The sequence below is a fragment of the Sodalis ligni genome, assembly GCF_016865525.2.
GTDB lineage: Bacteria > Pseudomonadota > Gammaproteobacteria > Enterobacterales > Enterobacteriaceae > Acerihabitans > Acerihabitans ligni.
In genome coordinates this window covers 4,974,669-4,995,298 of sequence record NZ_CP075169.1, presented here as the reverse complement: position 1 = coordinate 4,995,298, position 20,630 = coordinate 4,974,669, and the positions used below count along the sequence as shown (strand labels likewise).

Below are 20,630 nucleotides of genomic sequence, written 5' to 3'. Positions count from 1 at the left end.
GAGGAGTATATGCGGTATTGGGGTAAGCTGTTGGGCGTAATAGTGGGTTTTCTTTCCGGAGCCGGCTTTTGGGGCGTGGTATTAGGCTTTTTAATCGGTCATATGGTGGATAAGGCCCGAATGGCCAGAACCGCCGGTCCGGGTTTCTTCGCCGATCAGCAAACCAGGCAGAACGTTTTTTTCCGTACCACGTTTCAGGTCATGGGGCATTTAACCAAGTCCAAGGGGCGGGTAACCGAAGCGGATATACTCAATGCCAATGCGTTGATGGAGCGTTTGCGTCTGGATGAGCAGTCTAAAGTCGCCGCGCAGCAGGCTTTTCGCGAAGGCAAGGGCAGTCAGTTCCCGTTGCGGGAATCTTTGCGGGAGTTCCGGCAGGTGTGTTTCGGTCGGTTCGATCTGGTGCGGATGTTTCTGGAAATTCAGATTCAGGCGGCGTTCGCCGATGGTTCGCTGCACCCTAACGAGCGGCAGGTGTTGTATGTTATTGCCGAAGAGCTGGGTATTTCCCGCATGCAGTTCGATCAGTTTCTCAGCATGATGGAAGGCGGCCAGCAGTTCGGCGGTCAGGGCGGGCACTATTCCCAGGGCGGTTACCAGTCCGGCGCCCGGCCAGGTCCGACCCTTGAGGATGCCTGCAAGGTGCTTGGGGTGCACAGCACCGATGATGCCGTGACCATTAAGCGCGCCTATCGCAAGCTGATGAGCGAACATCATCCGGATAAGCTGGTGGCCAAGGGCCTGCCGCCGGAAATGATGGAGATGGCCAAGCAGAAGACCCAGGAAATACAATCGGCGTATGATTTGATCAAGCAGGAAAAGGGTTTTCGCTGAGAACCTTGGTAAAAGCGGTCTCCCTTTAACAGGCTCGTTGCACGATCGGTGATCGCGGGCCTACCGCGCTGTGGGGCGCTCTGGCGGGCGGTAAAACCACGCCCGCTTCGACCCCATCAGCACGGTCTCCCTTTAACAGGCTCGTTGCACGATCGATGATCGCGGGCCTACCGCGCTGTGGGGCGCTCTGGCGGGCGGTAAAACCACGCCCGCTTCGACCCCATCAGCACGGTCTCCCTTTAACAGGCTCGTTGCACGATCGATGATCGCGGGCCTACCGCGCTGTGGGGCGCTCTGGCGGGCGGTAAAACCACGCCCGCTTCGACCCCATCAGCACGGTCTCCCTTTAACAGGCTCGTTGCACGATCGATGATAGCGGGCTTACCGCGCTGTGGGGCGCTCTGGCGGGCGGTAAAGCCACGCTCGCTTCGACCCCATCAGCACGGTCTCCCTTTAACAGGCTCGTTGCGCGTTCGATGAACGCGGGCTTACCGTGCTTTGGGGCGCTCTGGCGGGCGGTAAAGCCACGCCCGCTTCGACTCCATCAGCACGGTCTCCCTTTAACAGGCTCATTGCACGATCGATGATCGCGGGCCTACCGCGCTGTGGGGCGCTCTGGCGGGCGGTAAAACCACGCCCGCTTCGGCCCCATCAGCACGGTCTCCCTTTAACAGGCTCATTGCACGATCGATGATCGCGGGCCTACCGCGCTGTGGGGCGCTCTGGCGGGCGGTAAAACCACGCCCGCTTCGACCCCATCAGCACGGTCTCCCTTTAACAGGTTCGTTGCACGATCGATGATCGCGGGCCTACTCTGCTGTGGGGCAGTTGGTTAGAAATCCGCTTCGCAGCGGAAATGAATAGGCGTGTGAAAGGCCGGGTGGGTGATGGAGAGTTCCTGCGCATGGAGTAGCAGGCGGTCTGACAAGGCCTTGACCTCGGGCGGTGCGTAAAAGCCATCGCCGAGGATGGGATGTCCCAGCGCCAGCATATGCACCCGCAGCTGATGGGAGCGGCCGGTAACGGGCATCAGCAATAGCCGGGCCGTCCCGTCGTCGTCACAGGACAATACCCGGTAATGCGTTTGCGCCGCCTTGCCGGTGTCAAAGCACACCTTTTGCATGGGCCGGTTCGGCCAGTCGCAGATCAGCGGCAAATCCACCAGGCCTTCCGGTAAAGCCGGATGTCCCCATACCCTGGCGATATAGCTTTTCTTCGGTTCCCGTTCGCGAAACTGCCGTTTGAGTTCCCGTTCCGCCGCTTTGGTCAACGCCACGACAATCACGCCGCTGGTGGCCATATCCAGCCGGTGCACGCTTTGCGCCAGTGGAAATTCCGCCAGAATACGGGACATTACGCTGTCCCGATGCTCCTCAGCGCGACCGGGGACCGACAGTAAACCGCTGGGTTTGTTCACCACCATGATGTGCGCGTCCTGATAGAGGATATGCAGCCAGGGCTCTCGCGGGGGATTATAGGGTTCCATGGGGCTCCGGCGGGGTCTGTGGGCGGCGCCCCAGACCCCGCAACGATTATTGATCGGTGACCACAATCAGGCGTATGGCGTCCAGCCGCCAGTTGGCCTGATTCAGTTGGGTTAGTGCATGCTCGCGATTATACGCCAGCGTCTCCAGCTCGTCTTCCCGGATTGCCGGGTTCACCGCTTTCAATGCCTCCAGGCGGTTAAGCTCGGCGCTCAGGCTCTCATCCGCCTGCTGCCTGGCGCTGTGGATTAAGGTGCGGGCCTGTTCGGCCGCCAGCGCTTCGCCTTTTTGCAACAGCTTGTGTATTTCCTGATGTACCGCGCTCACCAGTTTACCGGCGGTATGGCGTTTTATGGCGTTGAGCTGCCGGTTGAAATGTTCGAATTCCACCTGCGATGCCAGATCGTTACCGTTTTGATCCAGCAGCAGCCGGATGGGGGTTGCCGGTAAAAAACGGTTCAGCTGCAATTTTCTCGGGGCCGATGCCTCAACCACATAGATCAATTCCACCAGCAGGGTGCCCGCCGGCAGCGCTTTGTTTTTCAGCAGCGATACCGCGCTGGTGCCGCTGTCGCCGGATAATACCAGATCCAGGCCGTTACGGATGATGGGATGTTCCCAACTGATAAACTGTGTTTCCTCCCGGGCCAGCGCCTGCTCGCGGTTGAAGGTAATAGTGCAGCCCTCTTCCGGCAGGCCGGGGAACTCCGGTACCAGCATGTGATCCGACGGGGTGAGGACAATCAGGCTGTCGCTGCGATCCTCCTGATTGATGCCTACGATATCAAACAGGTTGAGGGCGAAATTCACCAGTTGGGGGTCGCTGTCCTGCGCGGCAATGGCTTGCGCCAGCGCCTGGGCCTGTTCGCCGCCGTTGGAATGCTGTTCCAGCAAGCGATCGCGTCCCTGTTCCAATTGCAGCTTTAGCCGATCGTGCTGTTTGCGGCATTCAAGGATAAATTCGTTCAGTCCTTCCTGCTGCGCCGGTTCGCCCAAATAGCCGATAAGGGTGGCGTAGGCTTGATCGTACTGGACGCGGCCGGTGGGGCAGGTATGTTCAAACGCATCCAATCCTTCATGATACCAGCGGATCAATATCGCCTGGGCGGTCTGCTCAAGATAGGGTACAAAAATCTCGATGTCATGAGTCTGGCCGATGCGATCAAGCCGGCCGATGCGCTGCTCCAGCAAATCCGGATTAAACGGCAAATCAAACATCACCATTTGATGGGCAAACTGGAAATTTCGCCCTTCGGAGCCGATTTCCGAACAGAGCAGGATCTGGGCGCCGTCATCTTCCGAGGCAAAATAGGCGGCGGCGCGGTCCCGTTCCAGTAAGGACAGCCCTTCGTGGAATACCGCGGCGCGGATGCCTTCACGCTCCCGCAGCACCTGTTCCAATTGCAGGGCGGTATCGGCGTGGGCGCAGATCACCAGTACTTTTTCCTGCCGGTTCTGCAGCAGGAATTCCAGCAGCCATTCAACGCGGGGGTCGAAGTTCCACCAGGTGGCGCTCTGGCCTTCGAATTGCTGATAAATATGTTCAGGGTAAAGCATATTGCGCGCCCGCTCATCCGGCGCCTGTTTGCCCCCCATGATGCCGGCCACTTTGATGGCGGTCTGGTATTGGGCCGGCAGCGGCAGCTTGATTTGATGCAGCAGCCGGCGCGGAAAGCCTTTAACGCCCTGCCGGGTATTGCGGAACAGCACCCGGCTGGTGCCGTGGCGATCCATCAGCATGGCCGTCAGCTCGCGGCGGGCGCTGCGGGCGCGCGTATCGTCGCCGTTGGTCACCGCCAGCAGCGGCTCGATATCCTGTTCGCTTAGCATTTCCCCCAGCAGATTTTTTGCCTCGTCGGTTAAATCCTTGCCGTTAAGCAACAGGGTGACCGCATCCGCCACCGGCCGGTAACGCTGCTGTTCCGCCACGAATTCGGCGTAATCATGGAAGCGATCGGGATCCAGCAGCCGCAGGCGGGCGAAGTGGCTTTGCAGCCCCAGCTGTTCGGGCGTCGCGGTAAGGAGCAGGATGCCGGGAATACTGCGGGCCAGCTGCTCGATCACCTGGTATTCCCGGCTGGGAGCCTCTTCGCTCCAGGCCAGATGATGGGCTTCGTCCACCACCATCAGATCCCATTCAGCGTCGGCCAGCTTTTCCAGCCGCTCATGGTTGCGGCGCACAAAGTCCAGCGAACACAGCACCAGCTGTTCGGTTTCAAAGGGATTCTCGCTGTCCTGCATCGCTTCGGCGTAGCGCTCTTCGTCAAACAGGGAAAACAGCAGGTTGAAGCGGCGCAGCATTTCCACCAGCCATTGGTGCAATAATGACTCCGGTACCACGATCAGCACGCGGTCTGCGCGGCCGGTGAGCAACTGCTGATGGATTATCATGCCGGCTTCGATGGTTTTGCCCAAGCCCACTTCGTCCGCCAGCAAAACCCGCGGCGCGTAACGCTGCCCCACTTCCGAGGCGATATGCAACTGATGGGGGATCAGGTTGGCGCGGATGCCCCGTAAACCGTTCCAGGCCTGGCGAAATTGTTCGCTATGAAATTTTCGCGCCCGATAACGCAGGACGAACCGGTCCATTCGATCGATTTGCCCGGCAAACAGTCTGTCCTGCGGTTTGCTGAAGGTCAGTTTACTGTCCAGCATCACTTCCCGCAGCACGGTGTCGGCCTGGCCGCTATCCAACCGGGTGCCGATATAGGTTAACAGGCCGTCCTCTTCCTCCACGGATTCTATCAGTAGTTGCCAGCCTTCATGGCTGGTTACGGTATCGCCCGGATTGAAAATGACCCGGGTGACGGGAGCATCGGCCCGGGCATAAAGACGATTTTCACCGGCAGCGGAAAACAGCAGGGTGACCATGCGGTTATCCACGGCAACCACGGTTCCCAATCCCAATTCACTTTCCGTATCGCTGATCCAGCGTTGACCTGATTTGAAAGGCATAAATTCTCGGCTCGGTGTTATGTTAGGCAAAATTACCGGCAATATACCCGTCATACTTTAAGTCGCAGATGCGTTGGTTTTGTTACTCGGCTCGTCCATGAACCTCGCCCCTTCGGGGCCGCCGCAAGCAGCGTTCAAATCTGCTCCCTGCAGATTTGTCGCTGCGTTGCCGCCTTCCTGCAACTTGAATTAGTTAGGGTATAGCGCGGCTTACCGTGGCTGGCGCTGGCCTGAGGTCACGGCGTTAAACTCGGTAAGGGTTAGCGTTGAGGTCTGAAAAGGCGTTATGTTAATGGATAGATGCCGCTGCGTCACCTACCAATATTCGCTTTTACGCTTAAAACAGACCCATTTGACCCGATATAAGCGTAGCAAAATCATCCCGAACAAAAGGCAGTATAGCGTCCGCCACCGGCTGTAACTGCTTGGTCAGGTAGTGGTTGTAATCCGGCGCGGTGCGGCGTATCTCCAGGGGCTCAGGTCCCTGGGCGGTGATAATATAGCTTATCCAGCCGCCATTCTGGTACTGCTGCTGCCTGCCATGCTGTCGATTATACTCGTCGGCGATCCTTGCCGCGCGGGCCTGCGGCGGCACATTGCGTTGATATTCGCTTAATTTGCGGCGCAGGCGTTTACGATACACCAAGAGGTGATCCTGTGAGCCGTCCAGGGTCCGGCGGACAAAATCCCTCACGAATTCCTGATAGGGCTGGCGGCGGAATATGCGCTCGTAAAGCTGCTGCTGAAACTGCTGGGCCAGCGGCGTCCAGTCGCTGCGAACGGTTTCCAATCCCTTGAATACCATATGGTCGCCTTCCTCGGTTTGCGCCAGTCCGGCATAGCGTTTTTTGCTGCCCAGCTCGGCGCCGCGGATGGTGGGCATCAGAAAACGGCTGAAATGGGTTTCATATTCGATTTCCAGCGCGCTTTCCAGACCCAGGGTTTCCTGTAAATGGGTTTGCCACCACTGATTGATGGTCTTTGCCATTTGGCGGCCGATGGCATCGGCGGCACCGCGATCGTGGGCCTGCTTCAGCCAGACAAAGGTGGAATCGGTATCGCCGTAAATAACCGGATAGCCTTGCTCTTCAATGAGTTTTCGCGTCTGGTGCATGATGGCGTGGCCGCGCATCGTGATGCTTGATGCCAGCCGGGCGTCAAAAAAACGGCATCCCGGCGCGCCCAATACACCGTAAAAGGCGTTCATGATAATTTTCATCGCCTGGGAAAGGGGCTGGTTGTGATCCCGCTTGGCGCGTTCCCTGCCCAGCCAGAGTTCGCTGACGATGCCCGGCAGGCAGTGGTGGCGACGGGAAAAGCGCGCATCGAGAAAACCGGCCACCGTCTGGTCGCTTTCAGGTTGCGCCATGCCCTCGATCAAACCTACCGGGTCGATGAGAAAGGTACGGATAATCGAGGGGTAAAGGCTCTTGTAATCCAATACCAGCACCGAATCATACAAACCCGGCCGGGAGTCCATCACATAACCGCCGGGACTGGGCTGCGGCGGGATATCCCCCATGTTGGGGGCCACGTAACCGGCGCGGTGCATGCGCGGCAGATACAGCCAGGTAAACGCGGCCACCGAACCGCCGCTGCGGTCCGCCGCCAGGCCGGTGACCGAGGCGCGCTCCAGCAGGAACGCCAGCAGGCGGGTATGCTCGAAAATCCGCACCACCAGTTCGCAATCCTTGAGGTTATACCGCGCCAGGGCCGGTTTGTCTTCGCGGTACAGGCGGTCTATCTCATCCATGCGCTGATAGGGGGTGGAGATATCTTTACCCGCGCCAAGCAGGGTCTGAGCCACGTTTTCCAGGCTGAAGGAGGTAAATTGCCAAAAAGCGGACTTCAGTCCCTCGATACCGTCGATAATCAGCCGGCCGGCGGCGCCGGCAAAAAAGTGGCCCGCTTTCATGCCGTGCTCGCGCCATTCCAGGGCTTCCCCCCCGCGTCCGAGGCGCAGCGTGCGGTGGTGGCGTTCCGCCTGCTGCTGCAGGACGCGCAGATCGAATTGCACTACATTCCAGCCGATGATAGCGTCCGGGTCGTGGTTGACGAACCAGAGGTTAAGCCGGTCGATAAGCTGGCCGCGTGTCGGCACATACTCAAGACAGCCGTCGGCCCAGGTGACGGGTTCCGCCGGAGGTTCCCCCAGCATATAGACCTGCCGCTGCCCGCAGCCGTACAACCCGATACAGTACAGCTCGCCGAAACGGTTGGTTTCGATATCCAGCGAGACGGTTTTTAACCGGGGGCGATAGCCTGCGTCCGGTTTCAACCGGGCATCGATCAGCGTACCGTCGTCTTGCCCGCGACCGTCAAACAGGACCGGTGCGGTGATAAACCGCTCCATCAGATAACGCTCGGGGGGGCGGATATCTGCTTCATATAGAGGAATGCCGGCCTCTTTGAAGGTTTTTTCCAGACGACCGATATCCCGGTAATGGCGACAATAGACTGCCGTCACCGGCCGCCGGTGGAAATCTCGCAGCTCCAGGGACCGCAGGCTGCATCCTTCCACGGCGGCCAGAAAGGACCGGGCCTGTTCGGCGAACCCGGTGGCCATAAAGGCTACCGCCTGCTGCGGCGGCAAACTGACTTTTTGCGGCCCCTCGTCGGTAGCCAGCCAAAAGTCAACGCTGATACCTTTGGGGGTATCGCGCCAATGACGGGTAAGTACAAAACCCTGGCGGGGCAGGGTGGGTTCTGACATCGGGTCTGTTTTTCCTCAAAAAGCTTAGCCTACGACCAGCCTGTCGAGCGCGGGCATCTTGTCAACAAGCTCACTATAGAAGCATCATTAATAAGTATGATTATTCATACAGTCATTGTCCAGCGGCCAGGTTATAATCTGATTTTGCCAAATATTTATACAAATGAGTGATTGACGCTGTGGACAAGAGCACTGACAATCCGCCAGCTTTGATAAACAAGAGGGGGCTATGGAAGCCTTTTTACAGCATTTAACCACGATATCTTTGGCTGTTACATTATTGGTCGTTGCGCTGGTGGCATTTTTGGAGTCGTTGGCCCTGGTGGGATTGTTATTGCCGGGCACGGTGATGATGGCGACGCTTGGCGCGCTGATCGGCAGCGGCGCCCTGGGTTTTTATCCCGCGTGGGCCGCCGGCATTGTGGGATGCTTCTTGGGCGACTGGATATCCTACTTTCTCGGTCATGGTTTTAAAAAGCCCTTGAAGAGATGGTCTTTTTTAAAAAAACACCGCACCATGCTCAACAAGACCGAATATGCCTTGCATCAGCACAGCCTGATGACGGTGCTGATCGGCCGTTTTGTCGGCCCCACCCGGCCGCTGGTGCCCATGGTGGCCGGCATGCTGGATCTGCCGCCGCTGAAGTTTGCGCTGCCCAATATCATTGGCTGCCTGACCTGGCCGCCGGCCTATTTTATGCCGGGCATCCTGGCGGGTGTGGCCATCAATATCCCCGACGGCCAGCATACCGGCGGATTCCGTGCCCTGCTGCTGACGGTGGCGCTGCTATTTTGGCTTACCGGCTGGCTAATCTGGCGCTGGCGCCGCAGCCACAAAATATCCACGCGACCGGCGGCCCGCCTGCTGCCTTTGCGCAGGCTGCGCTGGCTGACGCCGTTATGCATCCTGGGGACGGCGGCGGTCATCGCGGCGTTAATCCGCCATCCGCTGATGCCGGTTTATGCCGCTCAGTTTTGCAAAGTACTCAGCTTCTGATTATGTTGGCGATTTCATGTCGCTTCATAATAAGCAAAAGACATATCTGTTATTGATATGCCTTTGCGGGTTGATGAAGCAAAACGTCAGGAAATGGTTTTGAAAGTAGATAAAGCCGCAGACAGATTGGGTTGGGTGCCAATGATGAGGGAGTCGTTATTCTGGAATACCGTACCTGTCTCGGTGAATATTTGCCTGAGTAATCTGGGGGGGAGCGACCGGTTATTCGCTTTGGCGATACTAGACAGGCTGGCCGCGGCGCCGGCGACAATGGGATTGGCGGAGGACGTGCCGCCGTAGTTGTTGATATACCAGGCATTGGGATAATTGAAAAGATTTCCGCTGCCGTAAAAAGTCGTGACGACGTACGCGCCCCAACTGGAGCTGTCGATACGCGAGCCGTAATTGCTAAAGGAAGCGCGTCTCGCGGTGGTGGGGTCGATGGCTCCCACATAAATTGCGCCGGAATCCCTGACGTTCCGATTAAATTTGCCGTTAAAGGCGGCATGATCCAAATTTATCGCCCCGTTGCCGGCGGCGATAATAACATGAACGCCCTTATCGGTTAATGCCCGGATAATATCATAATAGGCATTGTTATACTCCAGCGGGACATAACAATCAGCCGTACACCCCGTTTCTGTTCCGCCGATGAGCTGTATGCCCATTTGTACCACATCTCCGGCATCCAGCTGATAGTAGGCATTATAGATATTTTCTATCGGCCAAGCCGCGTAGGCGACCCGGGCGTTATAGGCTATTCCCACTATCCCGCTCATTGTCGCCGTCGGCAAAAACCTTGCTGCCGCCACGCCGACGGAAGCGGTATCATGAAAATCAATGTTTGCCGCTCCCTGTACAAACGCGCGCTCATGGGGCAAATTGACGTGGCTGGTATCCCAAGCGGATAACTCGTGTGACAGGATGGTGACATAACTTCCACCCCCGCCAAGTGTCCCCCAGGTGCCATGCACATATATTCCGCCTATCTTATAATTGCCCGTCCTATATGCCGGCGAACTGAGGTAATACTGGTATTGATAAAAATTGGGTATAATGAGATCGGTCGTAATGAACTCGGTATTGCACCCATCACCATGCTGGCGAGGATCATGGTGAAAATTTATGCCTGCCGAGGCATCCACAGGTTTGCCGGCCGGATAGACCAATTCTATAAAATCCTGTTCGGCGATAAGCTGTAAAATGGCATTGATATGATTAGCGCTGGGGTTAACCTCTGACAAAACAACTTTAAAATAGCGATCAAAACCATAAATTTCGTCCACGGCGGATGAATTCGCCGGATAAGACCTAGCGGTCTTTTCCAATAATTTATGTACATCGCAAGTGGTTATGTTTCTATTCAATAATGTTTTTATATGCTGTGCTTCAGCTTGATAAGTGCAAAAGTTACCATTTTTTTTTAACACCTTGAATACGATATAGAGGTATTCGACACCTTGCTGCGCATAGTGATCTATTTTGCCGTGATTGATATTTAACATGATTTAAGTATCCTGGTGTCGGCGAACGAGAAATATTGATGTAACTCTATGAATTATAGAAGATAAGCATTATTTTTATCTAAATTTTTTAGCGGTATATCCTGCTCCAAGTATTATTGGAAATGAAAGATACATAAAATCTTTCACTCATTTCAGATCATATTATGAATGAAAGAAAATAATGTGAAGTGCTTCAAGAGTGCCATATTCGGTCATTTAACCCAATCATAGTGCTAATTATTGCCGGACCGTTGTGCCTGGGCAATAATATTGATTATTATAAGCATATAATCTGGCGAGCAAAATTGCGATATCACCAAAATATCACCAAGCCTGCCGCAATCGTGCAATCGTGCAATCGTGCAATCGTGCAATCGTGCAATCGTGCAATCGTGCAATCGTGCAAGCATGCAAGCATGCGGCCTTCGGACGAGCGTGAGGAGCGGGAGCGTTTGTCGCCCATGGCTACCTGCTTGCTATCTGCCGCCGTCGCCGGGCTTGATACCCAATACGGCGGCCTCGGGCGCGTCTCCCGAGGCCAGGGGACGGGTCGTACCGTCATAATAAATACGACCGTCCACGATCAGCAGGGTGCGCGGCGCGATGCGCACGGCGTCATCCAGATTGTGCGATACCATCAGCAGCGTCAGGCCGCGCTGGTTGCAGACCTCCTCCACCCGTTGCAGCATATCGTTGCGCAGCGCCGGGTCCAGAGCGGAAAACGGCTCGTCCAGCAACAGAATCGGCCGATCCCGTACCAGACAGCGCGCCAGCGCCGCCCGCTGGCGCTGGCCGCCGGAGAGCTGGCCCGGCAACCGCTGTAGCAGGTCTTCAAGCCCCACCTGCAGCGCCACGCCTTGCACCCGATCCCGTTGTTCGGCGGTGAGCCGCAGGCCGGGATGCAGGCCGAGGCCGATGTTGTCCGCCACCGTAAGATGAGCAAACAGGTTGTTTTCCTGGAACAGCATGGATACCGGTCGCCGATCGGGCGGGGTGTTACTGTGATCCTCGCCGTTCAGCGCTATCCGGCCGCAGTCCGGCGATAAAAAGCCGGCGATGAGATTGAGCAGCGTGCTTTTCCCCGCGCCGCTCGGCCCGAGCACCGCGACCTTTTCACCCGCCGCCAGCCGCAGATCGAAACGCATCGGCAGATGACGGTAAAGATAGGTCACGTTATCAAGCTGGATCATGGGACTCCGAGAGTTTTTCAATGACGGAAAACAGTATAAAGCACAGCAGCAGCAGGACCAGCGCGCTCACCGCTCCGTCCTGACTGTGGTAGGCGCCGATTTGCTGATAGAGGTAGTAAGGCAGGGTGCGGAAATGTTCGTTGCCGAACAGGGCCACCACGCCGAAATCCCCGATGGAAAGAATGCTGGCAAAGGCCATCGCCCGTCCGATGGGCTGTCGCAGCGCCCGCCACTCCACCACGTTTAACCGCGCCGCGCCCCGGATGCCCAGGGACAGGCACAGACGGTTGTAACGCTCCGCCACGTCCAGCATCGGTGTTTCCAGAATTTTCAACGCATAGGGTACGGCCATCAGGGCGTTGGTCAGTATCACCAGCCCATAGGGTGACTGCGGTAGCCCGACGCTGTTATTGGCCAGCAGAAAGAAGCCGGCGGCCAGGACAATGCCCGGCATCGCCAGGATCAGCATGCCGCTCAGGTCGAGCATTTGCGCTCCCCATAAAGAACGGCGTAACCGCAGTTCCCGGCTGCTCCATAACAGCATCAGCGTTAGGGTAATACACAGCAGGCCGGCGCCGAGGGCAATCCGTAACGAGGTGAGCATGGCCGACCATAAGGCCGGCCGGGCCAGGGCCGAGGCAAGGTCGCGGTTGATACCGTCGGCGACCACCGCCAGCAAGGGGGGCAGCAACAAGAGTAATGCCATGACGATAACGATCCCGTCGATGATTCTTCCCCGGTGCCTGTCGCGGGGATTGCGCCAGGCTGACGGCCGGGTGTCCCCCACCGGAAAAGCCTTGGCCAGACGCTGGCTGAACAGTACCAGGCCCAGGCAGCAGATCATTTGCAGCAATGCCAGCAGCGCCGCGCGGCCGGGATCGTAGTCGTAGCTCAGCGCTTGGTAAATGGCCAGTTCGATGGTGGTGGCTCCGGGCCCGCCCCCCAGGGATAGCACGGTGGCGAAACTGGCGAAGCACAGCATAAAAATCAGCGCCGCCGCCGGCAGTAGCTGACGGCGCAACCAGGGCCACTCCAGCAGCCGGAAAAAATTCCAGCCGCTGATATTGAGCTGTGCCGCCAGCTGGCGCTGTTCCACCGGGATACTTTCCAGTCCCTGTAGCAGCAGCCGCGTCGCCAGCGGCAGGTTAAAAAAGACATGGGCCAGCAGGATACCCGGCAAACCATAGGGGGAGAAACCATAAGGCAAGTGCAGCGCCGCGCTTATCTGCGCCAGCCAGCCCTGGCGGCCGTAAACGTCCAATATACCGAATACCGCCACCAGCACCGGCATCACCAGCGTCATGGCGCAAAAGCGCAGCAGCAGCAGGCGGCCGGGGAAACGACGGCGAAAAAGCGCCCGGGCGAGAAAAATCGCCGGCAAGACCGACAGTACCGCCGACAGCAGCGCCTGCCAGAGGGTAAAACGCAGCACATGGCGAAGATAGCCGTCGGTCAGCATATCCCGCCATTGGGTGGCCGGGGCATTGATCCATAACGCGCCGACGGCCGACAGCGCAATGGCGGCCAGCAGCGCGGCCGCCAACAGTCCCGGCCACAGCCAGCGGGGGATTATTGGCTGACGGCGCGCAGCCATGTCTGGGTCCAATTGTTCCGTTGTTTCGCCACTTCCTGCGGCGTATAGGACAGCGTTTTTTGCGGCGGCTGGTCAAAACCGGCCGGCAGCGGAGTCTTTATCACCGGGTACATCCAGTTGCCGGTGGGGATGGTCTGCTGGAAGGCCGGCGTCACCATAAAATGCATAAACTGCTGCGCCAGCTCGGGATTTTTACTGGCGGCCAGTTGGCCGGCCACTTCCACCTGCACGTAATGCCCTTCGCTGAAGGACGCTGCGGCGTAATTATCCTTTTTCTCTTCCACTATATGGTAGGCCGGCGAGGTGGTGTAGCTGAGCACCATATCCGCTTCCCCTTTCAGGAACAGCCCATAGGCCTCGCTCCAGCCCTTGGGCACGGTAACGGTCTTTTTCGCCAGACGTTGCCAGGCCTGTGGCGCGTCGTCGCCATAGACTTTTTGCACCCACAGCAGTAAACCCAGTCCGGGGGTGCTGGTGCGGGGATCTTCATAGATGATTTTCAGCGGCGCCGGGCCATCGATAAGCTCATGCAGGCTGGCGGGGGGATTTTTAAGCTTGTTTTTATCGTAGACAAAGGCGAAATAGCCGTAATCAAAAGGCAGAAAAGTAGCGTCATGCCAGCCTCCGGGCAGGATAAGTCCTGCGGTATCCACGTTATGGGGTTTAAACAGATGGGTATCCTGGGCGGCCTGGATCAGATTATCATCCAACCCCACCACCACATCCGCACTGCTTTTTTTCCCTTCGATGCGCAGGCGATTGAGCAGCGCGACGCCGTCTTCCTGGACGATGAATTTCAGTTCACAGCCGCATTGGGCTTCAAAGGCCTTTTTAATAGCCGGGCCGGGGCCCCATTCGGAGGCGAATGAATCATAGGTGTAAACCGTCAATACGGGTTTTGCCCATGCGGGTATGGAAGCCAGTAAAATAAGGGAAGGTAACCATTTTTTTATCACGTTGCGCTCCTGAAAAGAAGTATGGCAAAGGAGTTCTGAGGCAGCGCGGCGCGCTCTCAAATCCCTTCGCCGGTATTAACCGGATCAGGTTCGACGGGTGTGGTCTCAGCGAAATTCACCGGCGGCATAGTGCCGGAAAAAATCGCACCCCGTTGAGAACGCGTTCATTGTAGTGGGTTTGTTCGCCTCTTGACAGCGTTTAGGAATCCGGCGGCGCAAACCAGGCGGATTTGAAATCGAACCAGCCGAGGGCATTCATGCGCACGCCGCGCATGCTGCGTTGCCCTTGCAATATCATCCGGTGGTGAAACAGAGGGTGCAGGCGATAATCGGTGACCAGCGCGCTGCACCACTCCGCCAGCGGTAATTGCCGGCTGCGCCAGGTTTGCGCTATCCGGGCGAAATCAGTTTGCAGGCAGTGATGCAGTAACGGCATTTCATAGAAGGTAGCGAACAGCGAGAATTCCAGCGGCGGGGAGAAGTTGGCGCTGCCAAGCCAAATGTCGCTCTGCGCCGCGCCCTGATGCCAGGCTTCGTAGTTCAGGGTGTTGACGGTCAACTGGATATCCAGTCGTGCCAGGACCTCGGTCAAGGCGCGGCATAAATCATCAAATTCGGAATGGGCGTGGTAAACCGTCAGCCTGAGATGGGTCAGTCCCGACGGTTTCGGGCGCGCCTCGGCGACCTTGTTGTGGTGCCAGCGCGGCAGGATACCGTAGGCCGGCGACCAGTAGTGCTGATAGGCCGGTCCGGCCTGCACCAGCATGGATATCGGGTCGATGTTTTCGCAGAGCCAGCGGCGATGTTCCGGGTTTTGCATCAGCGGCGAGCGCTGATCGAACAGAATAAAATAGCAGCCGTCCCCCAGGCGGGTTTCCAGCTCATCATGGCCGCTGTCGTCTCCTTGCAGTTGCACCCCTGAGTAGGTCAGCTCAGCGGTAAGATCCGGCAATACCCAGATATTCACCTCATCAATCAGTGCTCGATAGCCGAAATAGTCATCAAAAGCCCGGATTTTCAGCTGGCTCGGGCCATTGTTGACTACGGCATAGGGCCCGGTGCCGATGGGACGTCGGGTAAAATCAGGTAATGTTTGCCACTCCTGCGGCAAGATCATGGCCGATACGCTGCTCAGCAGCCAGGGCAGCCATTCGTCCGGCGCGGACAGGGTGATATCAACGGTATTGGCGGTAGCCGAGTCGACGCTATCCAGATGGCTGAACAGCGGCTGGTCTGTCAGGCGCAGCAGCGACAGGCGCACATCGTCGGTGGTCAGCTCGCGTCCATGATGAAATTGAATGGCCGGGCGCAGATAAAAACGCCAATGGAGCGCCGAGACCCGCTGCCAATGGTGGGCCAGATCCGGCTCCAGTTCCCCATTTTCCTCATTTATCCGGGTCAGGCCGCTGAAGATCTGCCGTACCACATGGTTCTCCGAGCGGCGCAGCGGCGTGCCGGGCAGCAAATTTTGCAGTGAACGATAGTAGAGGACCCGCAGAATATGCTTGCCTTGCCGGAAGCTGCGGCCCACATGGGACAACAGCATCTGGCGCACTACATCTTTGTCCCCCACCAATTGCACCAACTGGTCGATGCGATCCTGCTCCAGCAGGTCTTCGGCCCGCTGCTGTTGCAACGCCAGGCCGGTATAAAGAAACCGGAGATGTGAGTGTTTGCCGCGTCCGGCCTGGGAACGCCACTCCAGCCAGCCCATATCCTGCATCGCTTTCAGCAGGGAACGGACATGGCGCCGAGAGCAGCTGAGCACCAGCGCCAAATCCTGCAGGGTGGTCTCTTGCTCCTGCCCCTGGCAGCTTTGCCACAGGCGGATAAATTGCTGATGCAAGCGGGATGAAGTCATAAAAGAGGAACTCTCCTTCGAAAGCCGTCTATTTTTCTTCCGCTATAATAAGCCGATAATGCTTTTGTCGAAAGGGGAGCATCGAAAGGAGGCGACGGGGGCAAACAGATGAAAAAAACGATGTTACGACGATTCTATCAATGTTATCTGCGTGCCATAGGTAAAGGCGGCCGCCCTGATAAGGCTTCAAGCGCAGCAAGGATGGCACGGTTATTACAGGTAACCCAGTGGCACATCGATAAGATGTCGGAAAACGAATACCAGCACTGGATATAATATTCCATGAATAGAGTATCCGTGGTATGGAGCAATAAAAAGGATTTTGCTGCTTTGATAAACGTAAGCTTGTGAGTATTGGTGAAATTAACCAGCCGGGAAGCGAGAGCTTGCCGGTTTTTAATGTCAGGGGTAAAAGTATCTCAGAGGCGGGTGAAGATATTTATAGATATTTAATGTAAAGGTTTTTGTGAAAAATTTATGAGGCATCAGCTATAAAATACTTAAACGCAGCCTCGAATAGCCCGTATCGATTGGCGCACCGAGAAGAGCCAATTGGCGTCATGTCCCAGATATTAATTATGCTGATCATCTATTGCTGACTATATGATAAAACCTGTTATATTATTGAAAATTAATGTAAAATAAGTGTTGTTTTATGGGTTTGCCAATTAAGATGATCTGTCTGTCTACCACAATGATTGAATAATATGCCGGGTGATTCACCGAAAAATTTTATTGAGTTTTATTGTGGTGACATGATTTGTCACCGTTATGATTTTATTGTACAAGGCTGTGAGTTTTGGTTATCTTCTCCATGGTGGATGTGCGCGATGAGGATTATCATCAGTATCGATGCCAAGAAGCTGGATTTAGTATCCCTACTAATAGTTATGATATCAAATTTGATCGTTTAGATAATTACATAAACAATACTTTTATGCGCCGCCCGTAAAGGCGCCTGCCAGTATGGCTTGAGGTTTCTAAATGAACTGACGCGCAGGCTGCAAAAATTATAACGTTGCACTATAATACTTATGCCGCTAAAGCTTATTTCGCCATAGCCGAAAATCAAAGGTTAAGACGCTTTTATCACCGTATTTTACAGCGCTCGTTTGACGATGTAATATACGAAGTATCCACCGATCTTGGTGAAGGAGGTAGAGGTTATGCATTTAAAACCCGATGTTTCTGAAATAAAAAATGACCGTCAAAGAAAGAAAGATTGAAGGTATGCGCCAGATAAAAGCAGCTTTTGAACAAGCCGCCGCCGCCGGCAATCTCACACTAAGGCCAGCCTGCCAATAAAACGGACTCTGTATCCTCTTCCCAGCAAATAAAAGCCGGAGAATGGAACTCCCCGGCTTGCAACAGAATGTCAGACGACGGAAGGACCTGTGTCTTAAACACGGTGAAAATCACTACAGGCTATTGCAGAAACACCGGCTGCTTGGCTTCGTACTCGGTAATGGCGGTCTCGTGCTGCAGCGTCAGGCCGATGCTGTCGAGGCCGTTGATCATGCAATGACGGCGAAAAGCATCTATTTCGAACGGATAGGTTTTATCGCCGGCAATCACCTGCTGCCGTTCAAGATCCACGGTAAAGGTCGTGCCTTCTTGAGCGTTCACCAAAGTAAACAGCTCATCCACCTGTTCAGCGGGCAGGGCCACCGGCAGCAATTGGCTGCTAAAGCTGTTGCCGTAAAAAATATCGGCGAAGCTCGGGGCGATTACCACCTTGAAGCCATAATCGGTCAAAGCCCAGGGCGCATGTTCGCGGGAAGAGCCGCAGCCGAAGTTTTCCCGGGCCAGCAAGATACTGGCGCCGCGATAACGGGGCTTATTCAGCACAAAGTCGGGATTGGGCTGCTGACCGGCATTATCGAGAAAACGCCAGTCGTTGAACAAGTGCTGGCCGAAGCCGGTGCGGGTGACTTTCTGCAAAAATTGCTTTGGAATGATGGCGTCGGTATCCACATTCGCGGCATCCAACGGCGCCACCAGTCCGGTATGTTGTGTAAATTTTGCCATGTTGCTGACTCCCTTAATTCAATTCGCGAATATCGGCAAAATGCCCGGTGACCGCCGCCGCCGCCGCCATGGCCGGACTCACCAGATGCGTGCGTCCGCCGCGGCCCTGGCGGCCTTCGAAATTACGATTGCTGGTGGATGCGCAGCGTTCGCCGGGGTTCAGGCGGTCATTGTTCATCGCCAGGCACATGGAGCAGCCGGGCAGGCGCCATTCAAAACCGGCGTCGATAAACACTTTGTCCAGCCCTTCGGCTTCCGCCTGTGCCTTAACCGGACCGGAACCCGGCACCACGATGGCCTGCACGCCCGGGGCCACCTGACGGCCTTTGGCGATGGCAGCCGCCGCGCGCAGATCCTCGATGCGGGAGTTGGTGCAAGATCCGATAAACACCTTGTCAATGGCCACGTCGGTCAGACGGATGCCCGGCTGCAAATCCATATAGGCCAGCGCCTTGGCGGCGGAGTTACGCTCCGCCGGATCGCTGAATGACTCCGGCGAGGGGATATTCTGATTGATGGCGATAACCTGGCCGGGGTTGGTGCCCCAGGTCACCTGCGGCGCGATATCTTCAGCGCTCAGGGTAACGATTTTGTCGAATACCGCGTCGTCATCGGAGCGCAAGGTCTTCCAATAGGCCACCGCCTGCGGCCAGCTATCGCCTTTCGGCGCAAACTGACGGCCCTGCAGATAGGCGAAAGTAGTATCATCGGGGGCCACCAGTCCGGCCTTGGCGCCCATTTCGATAGCCATATTGCACAGCGTCATGCGGCCTTCCATGCTCAGGGCGGTGATGGCGTCGCCACAGAATTCCACCACATGTCCGGTGCCGCCGGCAGAACCGATCTTGCCGATAACCGCCAATACAATATCCTTGGCGGTTATGCCTACGGCGGCCTTGCCGGTGACTTCCACTTTCATGGTCTTGGCGCGGCCCTGTTTCAGGGTCTGGGTGGCCAGCACATGTTCTACTTCCGAAGTGCCGATGCCGAAGGCCAACGCACCGAACGCCCCGTGGGTAGCGGTATGGGAGTCGCCGCAAACGATGGTCATGCCCGGCAGGGTCATGCCCTGTTCCGGGCCTATCACATGCACGATACCTTGGTAGGGATGGTTCAAATCGTAAAGCTGAACGCCGAACTCAGCACAGTTCTTGATCAGTTCCTGCATCTGGATGCGGGCCATTTCGCCGCTGGCGTTGATGTCACGGGTCTGGGTGGAGACATTGTGATCCATGGTGGCGAAGGTCTTACCCGGCTGGCGTACCGGACGGCCCATGGCGCGCAATCCGTCGAATGCCTGGGGAGAAGTCACTTCGTGCACCAAATGGCGGTCAATGTATAACAATGGTGTTTCGTCCGGCGCCTGATAAACCACATGCGCATCATATAATTTTTGGTATAACGACTTGCCCATAATATTCATGCCCCTTGAGTAATATAACCGGCAATAATGGTACCCATTTCGTCGGTGCCGACCCCTTGGCCGTCGCCAGCCAAGTCCGCGGTACGGTGACCGGCGGCCAGCGCCCGGTTCACCGCTTGCTCGATGGCGTCGGCGGCGTCGTCCAGGCCCAGGCTGTAGCGCATCAACAGCGCGGCGGAAAGAATCTGCGCCACCGGGTTGGCGATGTTTTTACCGGCGATATCCGGTGCGGAACCGCCGGCGGGTTCATATAAACCAAAGCCCTGGTCGTTCAGGCTGGCGGAAGGCAGCATGCCCATGGAGCCGGTGATCATGGCGCATTCATCCGATAAAATGTCGCCGAACAGATTTGAGCACAGCAGCACATCGAACTGCGAAGGATCTTTGATCAACTGCATGGTGGCGTTGTCGATATATAAGTGCGACAGGGCGACGTCGGGATAATCCTTCCCGACTTCGTTGACGATTTCCCGCCACATAATGGACGTTTGCAGCACATTGGCCTTGTCGATGGAGGTGACCTTGTGGCGACGCTTGCGGGCGGATTCAAAGGCGATACGGGCAATGCGCTCGATTTCGAAACGGTAGTACACTTCGGTATCGAAGGCGCGTTCATGCATGCCGCTGCCTTCGCGGCCTTTGGGCTGGCCGAAATAAATCCCGCCGGTGAGTTCCCGCACGCACAAAATATCGAAACCCCGGGCGGCAATGTCGGCGCGCAACGGGCAAAAAGCCTCCAATCCCGGATAAAGACGGGCCGGACGCAAATTGCTGAACAGTTTGAAGTGCTTGCGCAACGGCAATAACGCGCCGCGTTCCGGCTGCTCGGCCGGCGGCAGGTGTTCCCATTTCGGACCGCCCACCGAGCCGAACAAAATGGCGTCGGCCTGCTCGCAGCCGGCGATGGTGACGTCGGGCAGCGGATTGCCGTGCCTGTCGATGGCCGCGCCGCCCACATCGTATTCGCTGGTGGTAATCCGCAGCGCGAAACGTTCGCGCACCGCGGCTAAAATCTTATAGGCCTGCGCCATGACTTCCGGACCAATGCCGTCTCCCGGCAATACCGCAATATGATAGTTCTTGCTCATGT

General features: G+C 56.5%; 14 protein-coding genes and 1 riboswitch. Of the genes, 3 read left to right on the top strand and 11 right to left on the bottom strand.

What is annotated here, in order from left to right; translation table 11 throughout:
* Positions 1 to 9 precede the first annotated feature (9 nt).
* Positions 10 to 834, top strand: coding sequence for a co-chaperone DjlA (djlA, locus tag GTU79_RS23320; protein WP_203523907.1), 825 nt, complete (start codon positions 10 to 12; stop codon positions 832 to 834).
* 832 nt (positions 835 to 1,666) lie between these two features.
* Here djlA and rluA read toward each other — a convergent pair.
* The 3 genes from rluA to GTU79_RS23305 form a co-directional block, all read right to left on the bottom strand.
* A complete protein-coding gene (rluA, locus tag GTU79_RS23315) occupies positions 1,667 to 2,320 on the bottom strand; it encodes a bifunctional tRNA pseudouridine(32) synthase/23S rRNA pseudouridine(746) synthase RluA (protein ID WP_203523906.1) in 654 nt (217 codons plus the stop codon).
* Between the two features lie 46 nt (positions 2,321 to 2,366).
* Positions 2,367 to 5,273 (bottom strand): RNA polymerase-associated protein RapA, encoded by a 2,907-nt coding sequence (gene rapA, locus GTU79_RS23310; RefSeq protein ID WP_132925931.1) that lies wholly within the window; start codon positions 5,271 to 5,273, stop codon positions 2,367 to 2,369.
* 337 nt (positions 5,274 to 5,610) lie between these two features.
* A complete protein-coding gene (locus GTU79_RS23305) occupies positions 5,611 to 7,986 on the bottom strand; it encodes a DNA polymerase II (RefSeq protein ID WP_203523905.1) in 2,376 nt (791 codons plus the stop codon).
* Positions 7,987 to 8,215: 229 nt separating this feature from the next.
* Here GTU79_RS23305 and GTU79_RS23300 point away from each other — a divergent pair, with 229 nt between their 5' ends.
* Positions 8,216 to 8,983 (top strand): DedA family protein, encoded by a 768-nt coding sequence (locus tag GTU79_RS23300; RefSeq protein ID WP_203523904.1) that lies wholly within the window; start codon positions 8,216 to 8,218, stop codon positions 8,981 to 8,983.
* 86 nt (positions 8,984 to 9,069) lie between these two features.
* Here GTU79_RS23300 and GTU79_RS23295 read toward each other — a convergent pair whose 3' ends face one another.
* The 5 genes from GTU79_RS23295 to sgrR form a co-directional block, all read right to left on the bottom strand.
* Positions 9,070 to 10,488, bottom strand: coding sequence for a S8 family serine peptidase (locus GTU79_RS23295; protein ID WP_214513414.1), 1,419 nt, complete (start codon positions 10,486 to 10,488; stop codon positions 9,070 to 9,072).
* Between the two features lie 476 nt (positions 10,489 to 10,964).
* Positions 10,965 to 11,678 carry a thiamine ABC transporter ATP-binding protein ThiQ gene (thiQ, locus tag GTU79_RS23290; protein ID WP_203523902.1) on the bottom strand — a complete coding sequence of 238 codons (714 nt, stop codon included), beginning with the start codon at positions 11,676 to 11,678 and terminating at the stop codon, positions 10,965 to 10,967.
* Positions 11,665 to 13,272, bottom strand: coding sequence for a thiamine/thiamine pyrophosphate ABC transporter permease ThiP (gene thiP, locus GTU79_RS23285; RefSeq protein ID WP_203523901.1), 1,608 nt, complete (start codon positions 13,270 to 13,272; stop codon positions 11,665 to 11,667). Before thiP ends, thiQ begins: the two co-directional genes overlap by 14 nt.
* Positions 13,248 to 14,228, bottom strand: coding sequence for a thiamine ABC transporter substrate binding subunit (thiB, locus tag GTU79_RS23280; RefSeq protein WP_203523900.1), 981 nt, complete (start codon positions 14,226 to 14,228; stop codon positions 13,248 to 13,250). The genes thiP and thiB overlap by 25 nt, the downstream gene beginning before the upstream one ends.
* A gap of 43 nt (positions 14,229 to 14,271) precedes the next feature.
* Positions 14,272 to 14,390: riboswitch (TPP riboswitch) on the bottom strand.
* A 37-nt stretch (positions 14,391 to 14,427) separates the two neighbouring features.
* Positions 14,428 to 16,089 (bottom strand): HTH-type transcriptional regulator SgrR, encoded by a 1,662-nt coding sequence (sgrR, locus tag GTU79_RS23275; RefSeq protein WP_203523899.1) that lies wholly within the window; start codon positions 16,087 to 16,089, stop codon positions 14,428 to 14,430.
* 108 nt (positions 16,090 to 16,197) lie between these two features.
* Between sgrR and sgrT the strand changes: the two genes are divergently transcribed.
* Positions 16,198 to 16,365, top strand: coding sequence for a glucose uptake inhibitor SgrT (gene sgrT / locus GTU79_RS31215; RefSeq protein WP_338091435.1), 168 nt, complete (start codon positions 16,198 to 16,200; stop codon positions 16,363 to 16,365).
* Between the two features lie 1,149 nt (positions 16,366 to 17,514).
* Here the strand turns inward: sgrT and leuD are convergent.
* Genes leuD through leuB form a run of 3 tightly spaced genes read right to left on the bottom strand, consistent with a single transcriptional unit; the run spans position 17,515 to position 20,628 of the window.
* Positions 17,515 to 18,117 carry a 3-isopropylmalate dehydratase small subunit gene (gene leuD, locus GTU79_RS23270; RefSeq protein ID WP_132925949.1) on the bottom strand — a complete coding sequence of 201 codons (603 nt, stop codon included), beginning with the start codon at positions 18,115 to 18,117 and terminating at the stop codon, positions 17,515 to 17,517.
* Positions 18,118 to 18,130: 13 nt separating this feature from the next.
* On the bottom strand, positions 18,131 to 19,531 hold the full coding sequence (leuC, locus tag GTU79_RS23265) for a 3-isopropylmalate dehydratase large subunit (protein WP_132925951.1): 1,401 nt from the start codon (positions 19,529 to 19,531) through the stop codon (positions 18,131 to 18,133).
* 5 nt (positions 19,532 to 19,536) lie between these two features.
* Complete coding sequence (gene leuB, locus GTU79_RS23260; RefSeq protein ID WP_203523896.1) at positions 19,537 to 20,628, bottom strand: 3-isopropylmalate dehydrogenase; 1,092 nt, start codon at positions 20,626 to 20,628, stop codon at positions 19,537 to 19,539.
* Between the last annotated feature and the right edge of the window lie 2 nt (positions 20,629 to 20,630).